Source organism: Pseudarthrobacter sp. efr-133-R2A-89 (assembly GCF_030209315.1).
GTDB lineage: Bacteria > Actinomycetota > Actinomycetes > Actinomycetales > Micrococcaceae > Arthrobacter.
The window spans coordinates 250,914-271,526 of record NZ_JARVSE010000010.1 but is presented as its reverse complement, the minus strand read 5'-3'; the positions used below and the strand labels follow the sequence as shown (position 1 = coordinate 271,526).

Here is a 20,613-nt window from a genome sequence, read left to right as displayed (position 1 = left end):
GCGCTGCACATCGCGTGTTAGCGCTCAGCAGAAAAGTTACGCCGCGGATGCCCGCGGCGTAACTTCTCCTTCCTAGGACGCGAGGATGGCCGCGCTCCACGGAGCCAGGGCCAGGGTGCCGCCGTCCAGGCCGGTTCCTTCATCCGTGGCCAGCAGGACGTTCCCCGAAGCGTCGAGGCGTACCTTCGCATCCGTGAAATTCACCAGCACCTCAGCGGAACCGCGGCGGAACCGCAGCCAACCAGCGTCGTCGTCGAACTCCACCTGCGTGCCGTCAAAGCCAAGGCCTGCCAGGTCCGGATGGGAGCGGCGAAGCGCCGTCAGCGACCGGTACAGCTCCAGCAACCGGGCGTGCTCGCCCGTGGTGGCCTCGCCCCAGTCCAGCTTGGACCGGCGGAAGGTTTCCGGGTCCTGAGGATCGGGCACGACGGCGGGATCCCATCCCATGCGCTCGAATTCCCTGATGCGCCCTTCCGCGGTGGCTTTTCCAAGCTCCGGTTCGGGATGGGAGGTGAAGAACTGCCACGGCGTGGTGGCACCGTATTCCTCGCCCATGAAGAGCATGGGCGTGAAGGGCGAGGTCAGGGTGAGCACCGCAGCCACGGCCAGTTGCCCGTAGGACAGGGACTGCGAGAGCCTGTCCCCCGTGGCCCGGTTGCCAATCTGGTCGTGGTTCTGGTTGCAGACCACCAGTGCCGCCGGGTGCACCAGCGCGCCGTTGATGGGCCGTCCGTGGTGCCGGCCGCGGAAGCTGGAGTAGCTGCCGTCGTGCAGGAACCCGTCTTTGAGCACCTTGGCCAGCACGGCCAGGGATTCGAAGTCGGAGTAGTAGCCGGTGGTTTCGCCGCTGACATTGACGTGCACCGCGTGGTGGAAGTCGTCGCTCCACTGGCCGGCGAGGCCGTACCCGTTGGCGTCCCGGGGGTAGATCAGGCGCGGATTGTTCAGGTCCGATTCGGCTACGAGGGTCTTGGGCAGCCCGGTTTCCGCCGAGACAGCGTCGCCCAAAGCGCCCAGTTCCTCGAGGATGTGGACTGCCCGCTCATCCCGCAACGCGTGCACGGCATCGAGGCGGAGGCCGTCCACGTGGTAGTCGCGCAGCCAGAGGGCCGCGTTGTCCAGGATGTACTCGCGCACCACATCCGAGCCGGGCCCGTCCAGGTTCACCGCGTCGCCCCACGTGTTGGCATCGCCCTGCTTCAGGTACGGGCCGAACTTGGGCAGGTAGTTGCCGCTGGGTCCCAGGTGGTTGTACACCACGTCCTGGATGACGCCGAGCCCGGCGGCATGGGCAGCATCCACGAACCGCTGGTATGCGGCCGGCCCGCCGTAGCCCTCGTGCACCGCGTACCACTGGACGCCGTCGTAGCCCCAGTTGTGCGTTCCGTTGAACCCGTTGACCGGCAGCAGCTCCACGAAGTCGATGCCCAGGTCCACCAGGTAGTCCAGCTTGTCCACGGCGGCGTCCAGGGTTCCTTCGGGGGTGAAGGTGCCCACGTGGAGTTCGTAGATCACGGAACCCTGCAGGTCCTTGCCGCGCCAGCCCGTGTCCTGCCACTTGTAGGCGGCAGGATCGTAGGTGCGGGACAGTTTGTGCACACCGGCGGGCAGGCGGCGCGACCTTGGATCCGGGACGGGAGTGGAGTCGCCGTCCAGCAGGTAGCCGTAGTCCACCTCGCCGCCGGCCGGGGCGTCAGGTGCGGTCCACCATCCCTCGGAGCCGGGAGCCGTTTCCATTTTCTGCATGGGGTATTCACGGCCATCGGCCTGCAGGACCACCGATGAAGCGTCCGGCGCCCACACATCAAACCGCCCGGGGCCAGCGTTGACGAGCGTCATTCGTTCCCTCCATCCACGGGGACCAGCAGGGCCACCGGGTAGGTGCCCAGCAGCTCGGCCACGGCAACCGGGCCCGGTCCGTAGCCGGCTCCCGTCAGTTCGTCCCGCATGGCGGTGGAAAGGTCGACGGCGGTGTCCCGCCAGCCGCCGCCGGCTTCCAGCCCGGCGGGGAGCCGGGTGGCAAGTGCCAGCACACCAGTGGAGGCCTCGGTTCCGCGGGAGAACGCGAGCAGGTGCTCTGCTGCGGCCCCCGTGGCGGCCACGGGGCTGTAGCCCTGGAACAACTCGGGCTGGTCCCGCCGCAGGCGCAACGCCCGCGAGGTGACAAGGAGCTTGCTGGCTTCCGTGCCCGCGTCCGGCAACTGCCCGGCGTCGAGCTTTGCCAGCTCCGCCTGCCGGACGGCAAAGTCCACCGGCCGGCGGTTGTCCGGGTCCGTAAGTGACCGTTCCCAGAACTCGCTGCCCTGGTAAACGTCCGGCACACCCGGCATGGTCAGCTGGACCAGTTTGGCCGATACCGAATTGGCTGCGGAGAAGGCGTCGATGCGGGCCACGAAGTCGGCGACCACCTTGGCAACCTTCGCGTCGTCGAACACCGCATCCACGGCGGCCTTCACCTTGGACTCGAAGTCCTCGTCGGGATCGGTCCACGTGGTGGAGTTGCCCGCCTCCCGGGCCGCCTTTTCCGCGTACCCCTGCAGCCGCTCACGGCTTGCAGGCCATGCACCTACGATTGCCTGCCACAGCAGGTTCTCGTAGGGGCCATCCGGGATCGGTGCCAGGCCGCGCAGCGTCTCCAGCGTTTCTGCCCACTCCTCAGGGAGTTCGGCGATGACCGAGATCCGGGCCCGGGCGTCCTCGCTGCGTTTGGTGTCGTGGGTGGACAGGGTGGTCATGGACAGCGGCAGGTCCTGCTGGCGCCGCTGCATCCGCCGGTGGAATTCCTCCGGGGCCACGGCGAATTCGGTGGGTTCGGCGCCCACCTCGGTCAGGGTGCCCAGCCGGGTGTAGCGGTAGAACGCGGTATCCTCCACGCCCTTGGCCATGACCATGCCGGAGGTCTGCTGGAACCGGATGGCGATGGGGTTGGCAGGGTCCAGGAGCAGCGGGAGGAGGGTGCCCACCGCGACGTCCAGGTCCGGCCGGTGCGCAGCGGCGGACTCGCAGGCTTCCTTCAGGACGTCGGCGCCTACCGGCAGGTAGGACCGGTACACCGGGAAGGACGCGATGATCTCGGCGATGGCGTCGGCTGCCTGGTCCACGCTGAGCCCGTGGGACCCGGGAACCAGCCGGGCCAGCCGCAGCACCTCCGATCGCAGGATGCCATCGGCAATCATGCGCTTGGTACCGCGGATCATGGCGGCGTAGTCCGCCGGTTCCGCGGTTCCACGCAGGCTGGAATCCAGGGCGTCGAGGGCCTGTTGGCCTGCAGGGTCCACGAAGACCCGGTCCACGTCGGCCAGCGCGTCGTAACCGGTGGTGCCCTCGCAGGCGAACTCCTGGGGCAGGACTTCACCCGGTTCCAGGATCTTTTCCACCAGGACGTACGCTCCGCCGCTGAGGTCCTTGAGCCATCGGAGGTAGCCGGCGGGATCCGCGAGGCCGTCCGGGTGGTCCACGCGGAGGCCGTCCACCAGGCCCTCGGTGAACCAGCGGCCAACCTCGGCATGCGCCTGTTCGAAGACGGAAGGTACCTCGACCCGGATCCCGGCGAGGGTGGTCACCGCGAAGAAGCGCCGGTAGTTAAGCTCGGCATCGGCGCGGCGCCAGTCCATCAGTTGGTAGTGCTGGCGGGCGTGGACGTCCTGCGGGGAATCCCCGTCGGTGTACGTGCCCTCGGCCAGCGGAAACCGATGGTCGTAGTAGCGGAGTTCGCCATCCTTGACCTCAAGCTTGTCCAGGTCGGCGTCCGATCCCAGCATGGGAAGCCGGACTTTTCCAGCGCCCAGTTCCCAGTCGACGTCGAAGGCTTCGGCGTACGGGGACTCGCGGCCTTCCTTCAGCAACGACCACCACCACGGGTTCTGTGGCGGGGAAGCCACGCCCACGTGGTTCGGCACGATGTCCACCAGGACGCCCATGCCGTGCTCGCGGGCCGCGTTGGAGAGGGCCAGGAGGCCTTCGGGGCCGCCCCGCTCGGGATCGACGGCAGAGGGGTCGGTTACGTCGTAGCCGTGGTCCGAGCCCTGCTCCGCCGTGAGGATGGGAGACAGGTAGACCCAGTCAACGCCGAGGTCCTTCAGGTACGGGACCTTCGCTGCGGCGTCGAAGAGGGTGAAGCTGCTCCGGATTTGGAGCCGGTAGGTGGAAGTCGGCGTCCTCATTTGCCGGTTGCCTTTGTGGCACCCGTTTCGGTTGCCTTGTCGTCAGCGGCTTCGGTGGCTTCGGTTGCCCGGGCCTCGCTCGCCTCCGCTGCCTTGGTCTGGGCCTCCACCATCTCCCCCTGGGCCTCCTCGTGTTCTGCCATGGAGGCCAGCGACGCGGCTGCCGAGGTATCCACTTCAGCCTCGGGGCCGGAGTAGGCGCGCAGTACCACCATTGACTTGGCATCCAGTGCCAGTGTTGCGCCGGCCCTCAGCGGTTCGTAGGCTTCGGCCTGCGCTGCGGTATCGATGAGGACTTCCCAGTACTGGGAGTATTCGTCCGAGGGCAGGCAGAAGTCCACGACGTCGTCGTGGGCGTTGAACGCCATGATGAAGCTGTCGTCGGTGATGCGGCGGCCGCGTGAATCCTGCTCCTGGATGCCGTCGCCGTTGTAGAACACGCCGATGGTCCGGCCGAAGCCGCTGCCCCAGTCCTCGGGCCGCATCTCGGTGCCGTCGGTCTTCAGCCAGACGATGTCCGGGAGCTTTTCGCCCTCGCCACGGACTACCGGGCGGCCGTCGAAGAAGCGGCTGCGGCGGAAGGTGGGGTGGTCGTGCCGGAGCTTGTTGACGAACGCGGTGAACTCCACCAGCGGCTGGTCCATGGCTTCCCAGTGGATCCAGCTGAGCTCGGAGTCCTGGCAGTAGGTGTTGTTGTTGCCCTGCTGCGTGCGGCCCAGTTCGTCGCCATGCAGCAGCATGGGCACGCCCTGGGAGAGCATCAGGGTGGCGATGAAGTTCCGCTGCTGGCGGGCGCGCAGGGTCAGGACCTTGTCGTCGTCCGTGTCGCCTTCGACGCCGCAGTTCCAGGACCGGTTGTGCGATTCGCCGTCATTGTTGCCTTCGCCGTTGGCCTCGTTGTGCTTCTCGTTGTAGGAGACGAGGTCGCGCATGGTGAAGCCGTCGTGGGCGGTGACGAAGTTGATCGAGGCCACCGGGCGGCGGGCGGAGCTTTCGTAGAGGTCCGCGGAACCGGTCAGGCGGGACGCGAATTCGCCCAGGGTGGCCGGTTCGCCGCGCCAGAAGTCACGGACCGTGTCGCGGTACTTGCCGTTCCACTCCGTCCATTGCGGCGGGAAGTTGCCCACCTGGTAGCCGCCGGGGCCGACGTCCCACGGCTCGGCGATGAGCTTGACCTGGGAAACGATCGGATCCTGCTGGATGAGTTCGAAGAATGTGGAGAGCTTGTCGACGTCGTAGAACTCGCGGGCAAGGGTGGAGGCGAGGTCAAAGCGGAAGCCGTCCACGTGCATTTCGGTGACCCAGTAGCGAAGGGAGTCCATCAGCAGCTGGAGGGAGTGCGGGTGGCGGACGTTCAGCGAGTTGCCCGTGCCGGTGTAGTCCATGTAGTGCTTGAGGTCGTTGTCCACCAGGCGGTAGTAGGCCTGGTTGTCGATGCCCTTGAAGGACAGCGTGGGGCCCAGGTGGTTGCCTTCGGCGGTGTGGTTGTAGACGACGTCGAGGATCACTTCGATGCCGGCCCGGTGCAGGTCGCGGACCATGGCCTTGAACTCCTGGACCTGGTGCCCGACGTCGCCGGTGGCGCTGTAGGTGTTCTGCGGGGCGAAGAACCCGATGGTGTTGTAGCCCCAGTAGTTGTTGAGGCCCTTCTCCACCAGGGTTCCGTCATTGACGAACTGGTGGACGGGCATGAGCTCGATGGCGGTCACGCCAAGCTTCTTCAGGTGCTCAATCACGGCGGGGTGCGCCACGCCGGCGTAGGTGCCGCGCTGCTCTTCGGGAATCTCCGGGTGGAGTTCGGTGAGGCCCTTGACGTGGGCTTCGTAGATGACGGACTGGTGGTACGGAATCCGCAGCTGGCGGTCGCCGTCCCACTCGAAGAACGGGTTGATGACCACGCCGTGCATGGTGTGCGGGGCGGAGTCGGCGTCGTTGCGGGAGTCCGGGTCGCCGAACTCGTAGGAGAACAGGGCCGGGTCCCAGTCGATCTGGCCCTGGATGGCCTTGGCGTAGGGATCCATCAGCAGCTTGTTCGGGTTGAAGCGGTTGCCGCTGGCGGGATCGTACGGACCGTGGACGCGGTAGCCGTACTTCTGGCCGGGCTGGATGTGCGGCAGGTAGCAGTGCCAAACGTAGCCGTCCACCTCGGTCAGTTCGATCCGGGTCTCGGTCAGGTCATCGGCCAGGAGGCAGAGTTCGACCCGCTCGGCCCGCTCGCTGAACAGGGCGAAATTGGTGCCGGTGCCATCAAAGGTCGCTCCCAGCGGATAGGCAGTTCCAGGCCAGACTTCCATCGTGCTCCTCATTTTGTGGTCAGCAGCAGAGGGCATCGGAACGCCCCTGCTGCTGGTGCGAACTAATGCCTACCGTAGTGGTTGGCTGTGACTATTACGTTTCCAGGCTCCATATTTACTAAGCATGCTGACTTTACCCCAAATTTCAGGTATACCCTCCGCGATGCGGGCCGCCGTGATGGGTCCGCCCGCAGCGGACTCCGACGCCGCCGTCCCGGCGCGCCCATGGAGTGCGGCTCCCAGCGCGGCCAGGGCGGCCCACCGATCGTCGTCGTCCAGGCCCAGCTGCCGGAAAGGTTCGACGGCGGACCCCGCCTGGGCGAGCAGCGCGCCGATGACACCGGCCAGGACGTCCCCGCTCCCGGCGGTGGCCAGCCAGGGGGTGCCGTCCGCTTGGCTGAAGGTCGTTCCGGATGGTGCGGCCACCAGCGTGGTGGCACCCTTGAGCAGGACGGTGGCACCGGTACGGTCCGCAGCACGGCGGACGGCGTCGAGGGTACCCGCTTCAACGGTCTCCCGGTCTCCGCCGCCACCGAGCCGCTGGAACAGTGCGGCGAGCTCCCCGGCATGCGGGGTCAGCACCACGTGCGGCGCCAGCGTGTCAGGAAGGGCCGGCAAAGCACCGGCGTCAGCCACAACCGGAAGGCCGGAGGTGACGGCCTCGCGGGCGCGGGCCAGTTGGTCGTGGTCCTGCGGGCCCATGCCGGAGCCCACGAGCCAGGCCTGCACACGGTTTTCCGCGACGCTCCCCGTGCTGCACACAACCTCGGGGCAGGATTGGCGGACCAGGTGCGCCACTGAGGGCGGGCCAAGGTACCGGACCATGCCCGCGCCTGCGGCCAGCGCGCCACGGCAGGCGAGGACGGCGGCACCGGGATAGTCATCAGAGCCGGCCACCACTCCCAGCACACCCCGGGAGTACTTTTGGGCGCGTCGGGCCGGGTGCGGCAGCAGGCCGGCCATCTCGGCAGCTTCAAGCCTGCGCAGGGACGGCTGCGGAAAGTGCCCTTCAATCCCGATCGGTACCACCAGGACGCGGCCGGCATAGTCGGCTCCGGGATCGGCCAGCAGCCCGGACTTCGCTCCCCCGAACGTCACCGTCAGGTCGGCCGCGAGAACCTCGCCGGCGGCCTCTCCGCTGTCCGCGTCGACGCCGCTGGGGAGGTCGCAGGCCACCACCAGGCCGTGGGCGCCGCCGGCTGTCTGCGCACCCGTAAGGGCCTGGACGAAGGCTGCAGCGAGTCCCCGCAGGCCGCCCTTGGCGCCGGTTCCCAGCACGGCATCTATGACGACGTCGGCGCGCGCGGCCTCCGCCGCCAGCTCCGGAAATGCCTCTTCGGTGAGGCGGTTCACCCGGCCGCCGGAGCGTTCGAACGCGTCGAGCCCGCCCGAATGGGCGGCATCCCCGGTGAGTACCGCCGTCGTACGCATTCCCCGGGCGGCGAGGAAGGCAGCAGCGTAGAGCCCGTCTCCACCGTTGTTGCCCGTTCCCGCCAGCACCACCACGCGGGCGCCGTACAGGCGGGCACCGCGTGAACGAAGCTCATGGACGACGCCGGTGGCCAGGCCATGCGCTGCGCGGAGCATGAGTTCCTCTCCGCGCCCGGCGGCCAGGAGGGGTTCTTCGGCTGCGCGGACCTGGGTTCCGGTGTAGGCGGTGATCATGCGGCGGCCGCCGGGTCAGCCTTCGGCCAGTACCGTTGCGGTGGCGATGCCGCCGTCGTGGCTGATGGACAGGTGCCAGCGCTTGACGCCCTTGGCCTCGGCGACCGCCAGGACGGTGCCCTTGACCTGGACGGTGGGCCCGTTCTGGTCAAGGCCAATCCAGCAGTCCTGCCAGTTCATTCCGGCGGGCGCGCCCAGGACCTTGGCCACGGCTTCCTTGGCCGCAAACCGGGCAGCCAGGGACCGGGTGTTCAGTTCCCGCTCCGCGGGGACGAACAAGCGGTCCCTCAGCCCGGGTGTGCGCTCCAGCTGGCGGCCGAACCGCTCGATGTCTACTACGTCTACCCCAATGCCAACGATCATGGGCTCATTCTACGGTGGGACCCTCCCCCGCACGCCCGGGTGCAGCGCCGTTGGCGCGGGTTCTTTCCGTTGTCCGCCGATAGCGCAATTGCGTGGCTTAACGCAGGAAGCCCCTGGCTTGTGGGCCCGGGGCTTCCAGCGGTTAGGGAGTCACCGCTACTCGACAGTGACGCTCTTGGCCAGGTTGCGGGGCTGGTCTACGTCGTACCCCTTGGCTGCCGCAAGCTCCGCCGCGAAGATCTGCAGCGGAACCGTGGTCAGCAGCGGCATGAGCAAGGTGGGGGTCTCGGGTACGTAGAAGACGTACTCGGCGTAGGCCTTGACGGCTTCGTCGCCTTCCTCGGCGATGACCAGGGTGCGGGCGCCGCGGGCACGGACTTCCTGGATATTGGAGACCACCTTGGCGTGCAGCGAGTCGCGCCCGCGCGGGGACGGAACCACCACGAACACCGGCTGGCCTTCGTCGATCAGGGCGATGGGGCCGTGCTTGAGCTCACCGGCAGCGAAGCCCTCGGCGTGGATGTAAGCGATCTCCTTGAGCTTCAGCGCGCCTTCCAAGGCCACCGGGTAACCCACGTGGCGGCCCAGGAACAGCACGGACTTCTCGCTGGCCATGCTGCGGGCCAGTTCGCGCAGCGGCCCGGCGTTGTCCAGGATCTTCTGGATCTTGGCGGGGATCTTGTTCAGGTCCGCCAGGACGTCCTTGATTTGGCCGGAGAAGATGTTGCCGCGCAGCTGTGCGAGGTACAAGCCCAGCAGGTAGGCGGCAGTGATCTGCGCAAGGAAGGCCTTGGTGGAGGCGACGGCGATTTCCGGCCCGGCGTGCGTGTACAGGACGGCGTCGGATTCACGCGGGATGGTGGAGCCGTTGGTGTTGCAGATGGAGATGGTCTTGGCGCCCTGTTCGCGGGCGTAACGGACCGCCATCAGGGTGTCCATGGTCTCGCCGGACTGGCTGATGGACACCACCAGGGTGTTCTCGTCCAGGATGGGATCGCGGTAGCGGAACTCGTGCGCCAGTTCCACCTCGGTGGGAATCCGGCACCAGTTCTCGATGGCGTACTTGGCCACCATCCCCGCATAGGCGGCGGTGCCGCAGGCCAGCACAATGATCTTGTTGACCTGCTTCAGCAGCTCCGGGTCGATCCGGAGTTCGTCCAGGGTCAGCTTGCCCTTGATATCCGAGCGTCCCAGCAGGGTCTGGGCCACGGCGTCGGGCTGGTCGTTGATCTCTTTCTCCATGAAGGAGGAGAAACCGCCTTTTTCCGCCGAGGCCGGGTCCCAGTCAACGTGGTATTCCTTGCCCTGGGCCGGGTTGCCGTAGAAGTCGGTGATGTCCACCGAGTCCGCGGTGATGGTGACGATCTGGTCCTGGCCCAGCTCCACGGCTCGGCGGGTGTAGTCGATGAACCCGGACACGTCCGAGCCCAGGAAGTTCTCGCCGTCGCCCAGGCCCACCACCAGCGGTGAGTTGCGGCGGGCGGCCACGACGACGTCGGGCTGGTCCGCGTGCACGGCCAGCAAGGTGAAGGCGCCTTCGAGGCGCTGGCAGGCCAGCTCCATGGCGTGGGTCAGTCCGCCGTTCGCGGTGTCCCCGCCCAGCTTGTTCCGGAGAATGTCGGCCAGGAGTGCAGCGGCCACCTCGGTGTCCGTTTCGGAGAGGAAGGTGACTCCCTTTTCCAGCAGCTCGAGCTTGAGCTCAGCGAAGTTCTCGATGATGCCGTTGTGGATCACGGCCAGCTTGCCGCCGTCCGCCAGGTGCGGGTGCGCGTTGCGGTCCGTGGGACCGCCGTGCGTCGCCCAGCGGGTGTGCCCGATCCCGGTTACCGTCTCGGGCAGCGGGCGCGCCTCAAGCTCAGCGATCAGGTTGCTCAGCTTTCCGGACTTCTTCCGCGACTCGATGGCGCCCTCGGACACCACTGCCACGCCGGCAGAGTCATAACCGCGGTACTCCAGGCGGCGGAGCCCCTCAAGGACAACGTCCAACGCGCTGTGACCATTAATTGCACCGTCGGTCGAACGGCCTACGTAACCCACGATTCCACACATAGGCACAAGACTATCGGCAGCGTGCCGGTTGCTCTAAACCGGAAAGCGCCCGGCGGGGCTTTCGTGAGGGCTTGCGTGACGGGCGCCGCCGCGCTGAGCAGGGGCGCCATTTCGCGATGCGCCGGGCGCGGGGCAGAATCTTTAGCGTGACTTCGCAACGCAATGAAGCGAACGGGGAGGGTGCCTCGCCGTTCGTGGAGCTGGACCGGCATACCTGGTCCCGGCTCGCAGCCCAGATGGAACAGCCCCTTAATGAAGAGGATGTGCTGCGCCTTCGCGGGCTCGGCGACCCCTTGGACATGAACGAAGTCCGCGACGTCTACCTCCCCCTCTCGCGGCTCCTGCACCTGTATGTGGAGGCAGCCGGGCAGCTGCATGCAGCCACCACCACCTTCCTGGGTGAGCAGACCCAGCGCACGCCGTTCGTGATCGGGGTGGCCGGTTCCGTCGCGGTAGGCAAGTCCACCATCGCCCGCGTGCTGCGCGAGATGCTGCGCCGCTGGCCCGGTACCCCCAATGTTGAACTGATCACCACCGACGGTTTCCTGTATCCGCTTGCTGAGCTGAAGCGCCGGCAACTGCTGGACCGGAAGGGGTTCCCCGAGTCCTACGACCGCCGGGCGCTCCTGCGCTTCGTGAGCGAAATCAAGGGCGGGGCCGAGGAAGTGCGGGCCCCCTGGTACTCGCACGTCACCTACGACATCGTGCCGGAAAAAGAGGTGGTGGTGCGCCGGCCGGACGTGCTGATCGTGGAGGGCCTGAACGTGCTGGCCCCGGCCCGGCCCCGGCACGACGGACGCCAGGGGCTGGCGCTGAGTGACTTCTTCGACTTCTCCATCTATGTCGACGCCAAGACCTCCTACATCGAGGAGTGGTACGTGGACCGGTTCCGGAAGCTTCGGAGCACCGCGTTCGCGCAGCCGGAGTCCTACTTCCACCGTTACGCCACCCTCTCCGATGAGGAAGCCGAGAGCACCGCGCGGGACATCTGGAAGCGGATCAATGAGCCCAACCTGGAGGAAAACGTCCTGCCCACCAGGGGCCGGGCGCAGCTGGTGCTGACCAAAGAGGCAGACCATTCCATCCGCCGCATGCTCCTCCGGAAGGTCTAGCACACGTGTGCTACGAATGCGGACCGGCCACGCGCCGCAGCTTTGCCCGCTTCCTCGCGGCGGGGGCCGGGCTGACGGTCCTGGCAGCCTGCACACCGGCGGCACCTCCGGCTGAGCCGGCGTCGTCCGCTGCTCCATCCCCGTCCCCCTCCCCTGCCGCCGCCACGGCATCAGCGGGCCCGACGGCGGAAGCCGCCACGGTGGGCCAGTCTCCGGAAGCACAGTCCCCCACACCGTCGCCCTCCGCCACGCTGGCGCGGCACTTCTCGCTCGACGACCCCGCAAGCCAGTGGGTCATCGTCAACAAGCACCGGCCGCTGGCGCCCGCGGACTATGCGCCGGCTGATTTGGTGCGTCCCGCCGTCGCCATTTCCGCCTCGGGTGAAGCGGCCCTGCTGAACAGCACGACGGCGGCAGCGGCCGAGGCGATGTTCGCGGCTGCGGCGCGGGATGGCGTGGCGATGGTCCTGGCCAGCGGCTACCGCTCGTACAGCACGCAAGTGACCACCTACAACGGGTACGTCGCCGCGCGGGGACAGGCCGACGCCGACACCGCCAGTGCGCGGCCCGGCCACTCGGAGCACCAGACCGGATGGGCCTTCGACATCGGGGACGGCGGCGGGGCCTGCAGCTTCCAGCCATGTTTCGCCGACCAGCCGGCGGCCACCTGGGCGAAAGCAAACGCCTACCGGCACGGCTTCGTCGTTCGGTATCCGTGGATGCTGCACCCCATCACGGGCTACTACTACGAGCCCTGGCACCTTCGGTTCGTGGGGGTTGAGGCGGCCACGGACATGGCCAAGCGCGGCATCGGCACACTGGAGGAATACTTCGGCCTGGAAGCGGCACCGAGCTATCCCTGAACGTCGAACTCCTCGTTCCAGTTCCGGACTCGCGACAAAAAATTTACCGCCGCGTTATCCGTAGCACTCCCTCCGTGGGCTAGCGTGGGGCCTATGCTGACAGGATTCAAGAATTTCATCATGAAAGGCAACGTCGTTGACCTTGCCGTCGCTGTTGTCATGGGTACTGCCTTCGGCGCGGTTGTCACTGCGCTCGTGAACAAGGTGCTCATGCCGTTTATCGCAGGGCTAGTGGGATCCCCGAACTTTGACAGCTTCGCCAAGGTGGACTTCAACGGCAACGCCATGGAATTCGGGGTGCTGCTGACCGCTATCGTCAACTTCCTTCTGATTGCCGCCGCCATCTACTTTGTGGTGGTCATGCCCATGAACCACATGATCGAGCGCCGCAACCGCCGGCTGGGCATCAACCAGGGCGTGAAGGAAGAAGCCGCCGAAGATCCGCAGATCGCGCTGCTGACCGAGATCCGCGATTCCCTCCAGAGCCGGAACCCGTAACGCCCAAACGCCGCCAGAGCATTTGTGGCCCGCCTCCCTGATGGGAGGCGGGCCACATTTGGTAGGTCTTGCCTGTTAGTCGGCGACGAGTTCCAGGGCGAGTTCCGCCCGGACAACCTGTGCCAGGTGCTCGGCGATGGACTGGGCGGTTTCCTCGTCGGCGGCCTCGACCATCACCCGGACAACGGGTTCGGTGCCGGAAGGCCGGAGGAGGACACGGCCGGTATCGCCGAGCGCCGCTTCCGCCGCCCCCACGGCTTGGGCCAGCACGTCGTTGCTGCCAACCTTGCTGCGGTCCACGCCCTTGACGTTGATGAGGACCTGCGGGAGCTTGGTCATCACGGTGGCCAACTCCTTGAGCGGCTTCCCGGTGAGGGCCACCTGTGCGGCGAGCTGCAGGCCGGTGAGGAGGCCGTCACCGGTGGTGGCGTAGTCGGAGAAGATCACGTGCCCGGACTGTTCGCCGCCGAGGTTGTAGCCGCCGTCGCGCATGCCTTCGAGGACGTAGCGGTCCCCCACTGCCGTTTCCATGATGGTGATGCCGGCCTCGCGGAGGGCGAGCTTGAGTCCCAGGTTGCTCATCACCGTGGCCACCAGGACGTCGTCCTTGAGTTTCCCGGACTTCTTGAGCGCCACCGCGAGGATGGCCATGATCTGGTCGCCATCCACTTCGTTGCCTTCGTGGTCAACGGCGAGGCAGCGGTCGGCGTCGCCGTCGTGGGCGATGCCCAGGTCCGCGCCGTGCTTGACCACGGCATCCTTGAGGGGGCCGAGGTGGGTGGAGCCGACGCCGTCGTTGATGTTCAGGCCGTCGGGATCGGCGCCGATGACGATGAGGCGCGCGCCGGCGTCCTTGAAAAGCTGGGGTGAGCAGCCGCTGGCGGCGCCGTTGGCGCAGTCCAGGACCACCGTGAGGCCGTCCAGGCGGTGCGGCAGCGTGCGCAGGAGGTGGACGATGTAGCGGTCCTCCGCGTCGGAGAAGCGCTGGATGCGGCCCACGTCCGCTCCGGTGGGCCGGACGGCCTCCTTGCTCATTTGGGCTTCAATGGCGTCTTCGACTTCGTCCGGCAGCTTTTGGCCGCCGCGTGCGAAGAATTTGATGCCGTTGTCCGGCGCCGGGTTGTGGGACGCGGAAATCATGACGCCGAAGTCCGCATCGAGGTCCGCTACGAGGTAGGCCGCCGCCGGGGTGGGCAGCACACCGGCGTCGTAGACGTCGATGCCGGAGCTGGAAAGTCCGGCTTCCACTGCGGCGGCGATGAATTCGCCGCTGGCGCGCGGGTCGCGTGCCAGCACCGCGCGCGGGCGGGAGCCGTTGGAGTTGCGGTCATGGCCGAGCACGACGGCGGCCGCCTGGGCCAGCTGCAGGGCCAGCTCAGCTGTCAGCAAGCCGTTGGCCAACCCCCGGACACCATCAGTTCCAAATAATCTAGACACCGGTCAAGTGTAGAGGATGGGGCGTGGGGGACCTGCGTAGATGGCGTCTTCCGGTCGGTTCTACCTGCTGAGTACCTGTCGGCCGACGGGGCCCGATACCGGGACTACTTGCTTTCATCCCCGTCTACCTGTCTTTTCTCAAAACCCTCGCCACGCTCATTTGGCCTCCCCTACGATCCATGCATGACACCTAGCTATGGGGGCTTGGCGCTTGAAATTGTAGTACCGGTCTACAACGAAGAAGCGGTACTGGAGCGCAGCATTACGAGGCTCGCCGAATATCTGACGAATGAAATGCCGTCGACGTGGAAAATCACCATCGCCGATAACGCAAGCACCGACCGGACGCCGGTGATTGCCGCCCGCCTTAGCGGTCACATTCCAAACGTGGAGTATCGGCGTCTTGAAGTCAAAGGGCGCGGGTACGCGCTAAGGGATGCCTGGTCCACGTCCGACGCTAAAGTCTTGGCCTACCTGGACGTCGACCTCTCGACGGACCTGGCAGCGCTGCCACCTTTGGTGGCTCCGCTGCTGTCCGGGCATTCTGATATTTCCATCGGCACCCGGTTAGGACAAAATTCGCGGGTCAGCCGGGGGCCTAAACGGGAATTCATTTCCAGGTCCTACAATTTCCTGCTGCGCCGCACCATGCAAGTGAGGTTTTCCGACGCCCAGTGCGGGTTCAAAGCCATTCGAGCCGACGTGGCAAAGCGCCTGCTTCCCCATGTTCAGGACAATTGCTGGTTTTTTGATACGGAGCTTTTGATTATTGCCGAACGTTCGGGGCTTCGCATTCACGAGATTCCCGTCGACTGGGTCGATGATCCGGATAGCAGTGTGGATATCCGGCAGACAGCCGTGGACGACCTGAAGGGCGTGGTTCGGGTCGCTGGATCGCTGGTGAGGGGCGTCATACCCGTCCAGGCAATTTACGCGGAGCTTGGACGCCGGCCCATCGTGCCCCTGAGCCGGCCAAGCTTTTTTGGCCAGGTCCTCCGGTTCGGCTTGGTCGGGGTGGCTTCCACCTTGGCCTTCGCGCTGCTATACCTCATCATGCAGGGGCCCTTCGGGTCCCAGGAAGCCAACTTCCTGGCTCTGCTGCTAACCGCGGTAGGAAACACGGCTGCCAATAGGCGTTTCACGTTTGGCATCAGCGGGCCGGAGAAACTGTTCACGCATCAGTTCCAAGGCTTCGTGGTGTTTCTCATGGCGTGGATCCTTACGTCTTCGTCGTTGGTGGTACTTCACTCGCTGCACGCTGATGCGGCGCCGAACGTCGAGCTTTTGGTCCTGACCGCAGCGAATGTCCTGGCCACATTGATGAGGTTTGTCCTCTTGCGGCTCTGGGTTTTCCGCACCCAGGGCGGGCGTAGTCTTTCACGCCGGGCTCTGCTAGCCGTTGGGAACCCTGTCAGGTGAGGCCCTCTGTGACGCAGATCCGAAACCGCCTCGCGCCTTCCTGGCTCCAGCCCCTCCTGACAAGGGCGCGCATCGTCACCATCTTGGCCTCAGGCCGCACCCCGTGGGAACGGCCCGCACTGCTGTCGCTGCTTGCGCTGGCAGCTCTCCTATACAGCTGGGGCCTGGATATAAACGGGTGGGGAAATGCTTATTACTCAGCAGCAGTCATGTCTGGAGCACAGGACTGGACGGCGTTCTTTTATGGGTCTTCTGACCCGCTAAACAGCATTACCGTTGATAAGCCTCCGATGAGTATATGGGTGATGGCACTATCGGTAAGATTATTCGGCTTGAGTAGCTGGAGCATTCTTCTACCACAGTCTCTAATGGGTGTACTTACGGTATTTCTGTTATACAGGCTGGTTTCCAAACGCTTTAGTCCGCAGACAGGGCTAATGGCGGGTATTCTCATGGCACTGACGCCGGTGAGTACGGTGATGTTCCGCTACAACAACCCGGATGCACTACTCATTCTCATCATGGTTTCGGTTTGCTTCTTTTCTCTCCGCGCCATCGATGAACAACGCGTGCTGGACTTGATCATCGCCGGGATGTTGGTGGGGGCAGGTTTTCTAACAAAGCAGCTCCAGATCGGACTTGTGCTGCCTGGCCTGATCGCCGCCTACCTGGCGTTCGCCCGCGCAGGTTACCTAAAGCGCACCTTGCATCTTGCCTTGGCCGGGATAGCAGCGTTGGTTGTCGCGGGCTCTTGGCTTCTGGCGGTTCAACTCGCCGATCCGGCGACCAGGCCCTTCATCGGTGGCTCAAGGATCAACAGTTCACTCGAACTGGCTCTAGGATACAACGGGTTTCAGCGGCTGACCGGGGAAGACGCCAGCAGAACCTTGTCCTCAGGTGGCCGCGTAAACGAACTCGCCGCGGGCTACCAGCGGTTCTTGGAACCACAATACTCCGGTCAGTTTGGCTGGTTTCTTCCCCTTGCCTTTGCTGGCCTTGGACTTGCCGCCGTGTGGCTCGTGTCAAAAAGGGGCAATTCGAGTCGGAACGCTCTGCTTCTCTTCTGCGGGTTATGGTTTCTGACCTCTACCGGAGTATTGGCGTACATGTCGGGAATCGTTCACCCATATTATGCTCTCACCGCGGTGCCACCGCTGAGTGTCCTCGCCGCCGTCTCCCTTTGTTACCTAATAGGCAGGAAGGAATGGCGATTACGCTTCATTTTGACGGCCACACTAACGGTAACAGCGGTTCTGGCCTTCGTATCCGCGGCACGAAGCACCGCCGATTTTCCGAATGCGCCTCAGGCATTTCTCATTTTATGGCCCACGACTATAGCAGCGCTAGTTGTACCCACGAAATCTCCGAAAATCAGAAATTTCCAGCACGTCCTTTTATTTTGCACATTACTCGCCGGCCCATGCATCTGGTCGATAAATACTATTCTAAGCGCCCATGTAGGGGCCGGCGTCATAGCGGGCCCGAGAATCAATGGAATACGGTCTGACGACCCAAATCGCTCAAGACTGGGACCCGACGTTTCACCGAACATCGTGGCAGTTGCTATGGGGGACATGCCCGAGCCAAAAATGCTCAATCTGCTGTCGTCCCGCCAGCAAACCGGGACTTGGTACACGGCTATCGTCGGCTCAGCTTCGGCGGCCAACTACCAGCTCGCCCTGGGCCACCCCGTAATGCCGCTCGGCGGCTTTGATGGAACCGATCCGTATCCGACATTGGAGCAATTCAAGAGTCTCGTGGAAGAGAAGAGAGTCGCGTCAATGGTCATTCAAAACCTGCCGCCACTAACTACGGAAGGTCGCGGTGAATCCGCACGCATCGTAGAGTGGGTTAGATCAAACTTCGCAAAAGATCAGGTGGGCAACGCCGACTATTACGACTTGACCCAACAGTAGCGCTCAAACATAAAAGCCCGCCCCGCCAAAGGGCGGGACGGGCTTCTGTACAAGCGGGTTTAGCGCTTGGAGTACTGCTGGGCCTTGCGGGCCTTCTTGAGACCGGCTTTCTTACGCTCGATGACACGGGCGTCGCGGGACAGGTAACCGGCCTTCTTCAAGGTCGGGCGGTTGTTTTCGACGTCAATCTCGTTCAGCGAACGGGCTATTCCGAGGCGCAGGGCGCCTGCCTGGCCGGAGATCCCGCCACCGTGGATACGGGCGATGACGTCGTAGGCGCCTTCCAGATCAAGGATCTTGAAGGGCTCGTTGACGTCCTGCTGGTGCAGCTTGTTGGGGAAGTAGTTCGCCAGCTCGCGGCCGTTGATGGTCCACTTGCCGGAGCCGGGCACAACGCGAACGCGTGCAACGGCTTCCTTGCGGCGGCCTACAGCTGCGCCGGCAACGGTTAGGGCCGGGCGTTCCTTCTTGGGAGCAGCTTCGGAAGCTGAGCTCTCAGAGGTGTAGCTGGTCAGGTTTTCCTCGGCCTCGACGGCCTCGGTGGTCTCTTCGTTCTGAGCCACGATTCTCCTTGTATAGATAAGTTGTTTGGTGGCCAGGACTACTGGGCGACCTGGGTGATTTCGAAAGTCTTGGGCTGCTGGGCGGCGTGCGGGTGCTCAGCACCGCGGTACACCTTCAGCTTGCCCAGCTGCTGTGCAGCGAGGGAGTTCTTGGGGAGCATGCCCTTGATGGCCTTCTCAACGGCGCGGACCGGGTTGGATTCCAGCAGTTCCGCGTAGTTGACGGAGGTCAGGCCGCCCGGGTAGCCGGAGTGGCGGTATGCGCGCTTCTGCTCCAACTTGGCGCCGGTGAGGGCAACCTTTTCAGCGTTGATGATGATGACGAAGTCGCCCATGTCCATGTGGGACGCGAAAGTGGCCTTGTGCTTGCCGCGCAGCAGGATTGCGGTCTGGCTTGCAAGACGACCAAGGACAACGTCGGTGGCGTCAATGACGTGCCACTGGCGGTTGATATCGCCGGGCTTCGGGGTGTACGTACGCACGGTGTTTGCCTCGTTCTTGTTCTGGCGTTCTTGTTTAGGTGTCGCTAGCTCGCGCACCTACTGTCTGCGCGCTACCGGAACAGAGGTGAGGGCTCCATGTAACCAGTCATCCTGAGGTTCCGAATGTGCACGTTGAGTAGTTATCCTGCAACCGGATTCTCAAGCGGGCACGCACCATCGGAATAGGACACGCACAACGACTACCTAGATTAGCGCGTCAGGTGGTTCAGGGTCAAAATGGGGTAGCGACGGTTGGCTCGTCATGCGCCAACCCCATCAAGGCAGGGGGCGCAGTGGCATCAGCAGAGGGCGGAGGGTCGGCCGCTTGGCTCCTTGTCGTTGGCATAGGCCTGTTGGGGTGTTTCCTCTCCCCCGCGGCTGAGATCCTGATTGCGCGGCTGCTGCCGCGGCTGGGTGCGCTGCCGGCGCCGCGGGTTCGGATGACGACGGCGGCCGTCACCGGCGCCGCGTGCGTCGCCTTTGTCTTGCGCTTTGGCAATATCCCGGGCCTGCCGGCCCTGATCCTCTTGGCGGTGATAGGTGTTCAACTTTCAAGGGTGGACATCGCGCTGCATTTATTGCCCAACCAGCTCGTATTTTTTCTTTTAATCGCTGGCATTGTCCTGTTGGCAGCTCCGCTGATATTTAGTCAGCAGGCTGACGATTTCATCAGAGCTCTCGTTGGCGCGGTCATTTTGTTCGCCGCCTACCTTATTTTGGCGTTGATTTCGCCTGGCGGCATCGGAATGGGCGATGTGAAGCTGGCCGCGCCCGTCGGCCTTTACCTGGGGTACTTAGGTTGGAGCCAGCTGCTCTACGGGGGCCTTCTGGGCTTCATCGTGAACGGGATCACAACAGCAGTCCTCCTCGCTGGAAAACGCCGGAATATGGCCAAGGAAGTGCCACACGGCCCCGCCATGCTTGGCGCCCTAGCCCTCACTGCCCTGTTCATCCAGTAGTAGGAAGTGCAGCCGAGCGACTCCTTGCGCTCGGATTGAAGCGCGCCCATCCAAGTAGTCGATGGAGCAGGGTGATCGCACCCTAGGTACCTTTCCGAGTATTCGAGTACGCCCTTTCAGCGCACCGCCTAAAAGTCGAGTACCACTACGCATTGTTGCCCATCGGCGTAAATGACAATCTCTTCTTAGCGAAGTCCAGCCGCTAAGGATTTATGGGGGCAGCTGGAAATTCGTTTAAATAAAAATCAATCCAATTTCACCGAATTAAGGAAAATAAAATGACTTCTCTCATGGTCTCGATGATGGCTTTCGTCGCTGGCGTCAAGGATCGCTTCACCCGTGAAGAAAATGGTGCCACGGCAGTTGAATACGGCCTCTTGGTGGCGCTTATCGCCGCGGTGATTGTTGTGATCGTTGCGACCCTTGGTACGCAGATCAACACCGCCTTTACCAAAATCTCCAACGAACTGCCGTAGCCGGTACCGCTACATCTAACTCAGAGGGGGAAAAGTGTCCGTTATCGTGAACGTCCTGGCGTCCATCATTGGCATCAAGGATCGGTTCAGCTCCGAAAAAGGCGCCACTGCCGTTGAATACGGTCTGCTCGTAGCTCTGATCGCGGCCGTCATCATCGTCATCGTGGCGACTCTTGGCACTCAGATCAACACGGCGTTTACCACCGTTAGCAACGAACTGCCGTAGCCCAAGGCGGATCGGGGGCCTGATGTGGGCTCCCGATCCGCCCCCGGTTGTTAAGGCCGGCTGACGCCAGTAGGCGCCGGACGCGCGGAAATGACTCTCATTCGAACAAGAACCCCGGGATATTTCCC

17 protein-coding genes are annotated in these 20,613 nt (G+C 64.4%); 8 read left to right on the top strand and 9 right to left on the bottom strand.

From position 1 onward, the window contains the following. Positions 1–72: 72 nt before the first annotated feature. From treZ to glmS, 6 genes are all read right to left on the bottom strand, one after another. On the bottom strand, positions 73–1,839 hold the full coding sequence (gene treZ / locus QRM95_RS17055) for a malto-oligosyltrehalose trehalohydrolase (protein WP_285248670.1): 1,767 nt from the start codon (positions 1,837–1,839) through the stop codon (positions 73–75). Further along, positions 1,836–4,163, bottom strand: coding sequence for a malto-oligosyltrehalose synthase (gene treY / locus QRM95_RS17050; protein ID WP_285248669.1), 2,328 nt, complete (start codon positions 4,161–4,163; stop codon positions 1,836–1,838). Before treY ends, treZ begins: the two co-directional genes overlap by 4 nt. Continuing rightward, on the bottom strand, positions 4,160–6,457 hold the full coding sequence (gene glgX / locus QRM95_RS17045) for a glycogen debranching protein GlgX (RefSeq protein ID WP_285248668.1): 2,298 nt from the start codon (positions 6,455–6,457) through the stop codon (positions 4,160–4,162). Before glgX ends, treY begins: the two co-directional genes overlap by 4 nt. Positions 6,458–6,526: 69 nt before the next feature. After that, positions 6,527–8,122 (bottom strand): NAD(P)H-hydrate dehydratase, encoded by a 1,596-nt coding sequence (locus tag QRM95_RS17040; RefSeq protein WP_285248667.1) that lies wholly within the window; start codon positions 8,120–8,122, stop codon positions 6,527–6,529. A gap of 15 nt (positions 8,123–8,137) precedes the next feature. Continuing rightward, a complete protein-coding gene (locus QRM95_RS17035) occupies positions 8,138–8,485 on the bottom strand; it encodes a holo-ACP synthase (RefSeq protein WP_018760400.1) in 348 nt (115 codons plus the stop codon). A gap of 156 nt (positions 8,486–8,641) precedes the next feature. After that, positions 8,642–10,534 carry a glutamine--fructose-6-phosphate transaminase (isomerizing) gene (gene glmS, locus QRM95_RS17030; RefSeq protein ID WP_285248666.1) on the bottom strand — a complete coding sequence of 631 codons (1,893 nt, stop codon included), beginning with the start codon at positions 10,532–10,534 and terminating at the stop codon, positions 8,642–8,644. A gap of 116 nt (positions 10,535–10,650) precedes the next feature. Here glmS and coaA point away from each other — a divergent pair, with 116 nt between their 5' ends. From coaA to mscL, 3 genes are all read left to right on the top strand, one after another. Next, the gene (gene coaA, locus QRM95_RS17025; RefSeq protein ID WP_285248874.1) at positions 10,651–11,646 is read left to right on the top strand and encodes a type I pantothenate kinase; all 996 of its coding nucleotides are present in this window, start codon (positions 10,651–10,653) and stop codon (positions 11,644–11,646) included. A 5-nt stretch (positions 11,647–11,651) separates the two neighbouring features. Then, positions 11,652–12,509 carry a M15 family metallopeptidase gene (locus QRM95_RS17020; protein WP_285248665.1) on the top strand — a complete coding sequence of 286 codons (858 nt, stop codon included), beginning with the start codon at positions 11,652–11,654 and terminating at the stop codon, positions 12,507–12,509. Between the two features lie 93 nt (positions 12,510–12,602). Next, a complete protein-coding gene (gene mscL, locus QRM95_RS17015; RefSeq protein ID WP_285248664.1) occupies positions 12,603–13,007 on the top strand; it encodes a large conductance mechanosensitive channel protein MscL in 405 nt (134 codons plus the stop codon). Positions 13,008–13,082: 75 nt separating this feature from the next. Here the strand turns inward: mscL and glmM are convergent, their stop codons facing one another. After that, positions 13,083–14,444, bottom strand: coding sequence for a phosphoglucosamine mutase (gene glmM / locus QRM95_RS17010; protein WP_285248663.1), 1,362 nt, complete (start codon positions 14,442–14,444; stop codon positions 13,083–13,085). Between the two features lie 183 nt (positions 14,445–14,627). On the opposite strand from glmM, the gene QRM95_RS17005 reads away from it, so the two are divergent. Both QRM95_RS17005 and QRM95_RS17000 read left to right on the top strand, forming a co-directional pair. Then, positions 14,628–15,863: a bifunctional glycosyltransferase family 2/GtrA family protein gene (locus QRM95_RS17005; protein ID WP_285248662.1), complete on the top strand. Its 1,236-nt coding sequence runs from the start codon at positions 14,628–14,630 to the stop codon at positions 15,861–15,863. 209 nt (positions 15,864–16,072) lie between these two features. Further along, complete coding sequence (locus QRM95_RS17000; RefSeq protein WP_350223891.1) at positions 16,073–17,779, top strand: ArnT family glycosyltransferase; 1,707 nt, start codon at positions 16,073–16,075, stop codon at positions 17,777–17,779. Positions 17,780–17,838: 59 nt separating this feature from the next. Here QRM95_RS17000 and rpsI read toward each other — a convergent pair whose 3' ends face one another. Both rpsI and rplM read right to left on the bottom strand, forming a co-directional pair. Next, positions 17,839–18,342: a 30S ribosomal protein S9 gene (gene rpsI / locus QRM95_RS16995; protein ID WP_018760410.1), complete on the bottom strand. Its 504-nt coding sequence runs from the start codon at positions 18,340–18,342 to the stop codon at positions 17,839–17,841. A gap of 38 nt (positions 18,343–18,380) precedes the next feature. Next, a complete protein-coding gene (gene rplM / locus QRM95_RS16990) occupies positions 18,381–18,824 on the bottom strand; it encodes a 50S ribosomal protein L13 (RefSeq protein ID WP_015937805.1) in 444 nt (147 codons plus the stop codon). 293 nt (positions 18,825–19,117) lie between these two features. Here rplM and QRM95_RS16985 point away from each other — a divergent pair, with 293 nt between their 5' ends. From QRM95_RS16985 to QRM95_RS16975, 3 genes are all read left to right on the top strand, one after another. Continuing rightward, positions 19,118–19,783 (top strand): prepilin peptidase, encoded by a 666-nt coding sequence (locus QRM95_RS16985; protein WP_285248661.1) that lies wholly within the window; start codon positions 19,118–19,120, stop codon positions 19,781–19,783. 278 nt (positions 19,784–20,061) lie between these two features. Continuing rightward, the gene (locus QRM95_RS16980) at positions 20,062–20,259 is read left to right on the top strand and encodes a Flp family type IVb pilin (RefSeq protein WP_285248660.1); all 198 of its coding nucleotides are present in this window, start codon (positions 20,062–20,064) and stop codon (positions 20,257–20,259) included. Between the two features lie 34 nt (positions 20,260–20,293). Next, a complete protein-coding gene (locus QRM95_RS16975; protein ID WP_285248659.1) occupies positions 20,294–20,485 on the top strand; it encodes a Flp family type IVb pilin in 192 nt (63 codons plus the stop codon). The last annotated feature ends 128 nt before the right edge of the window (positions 20,486–20,613 follow it).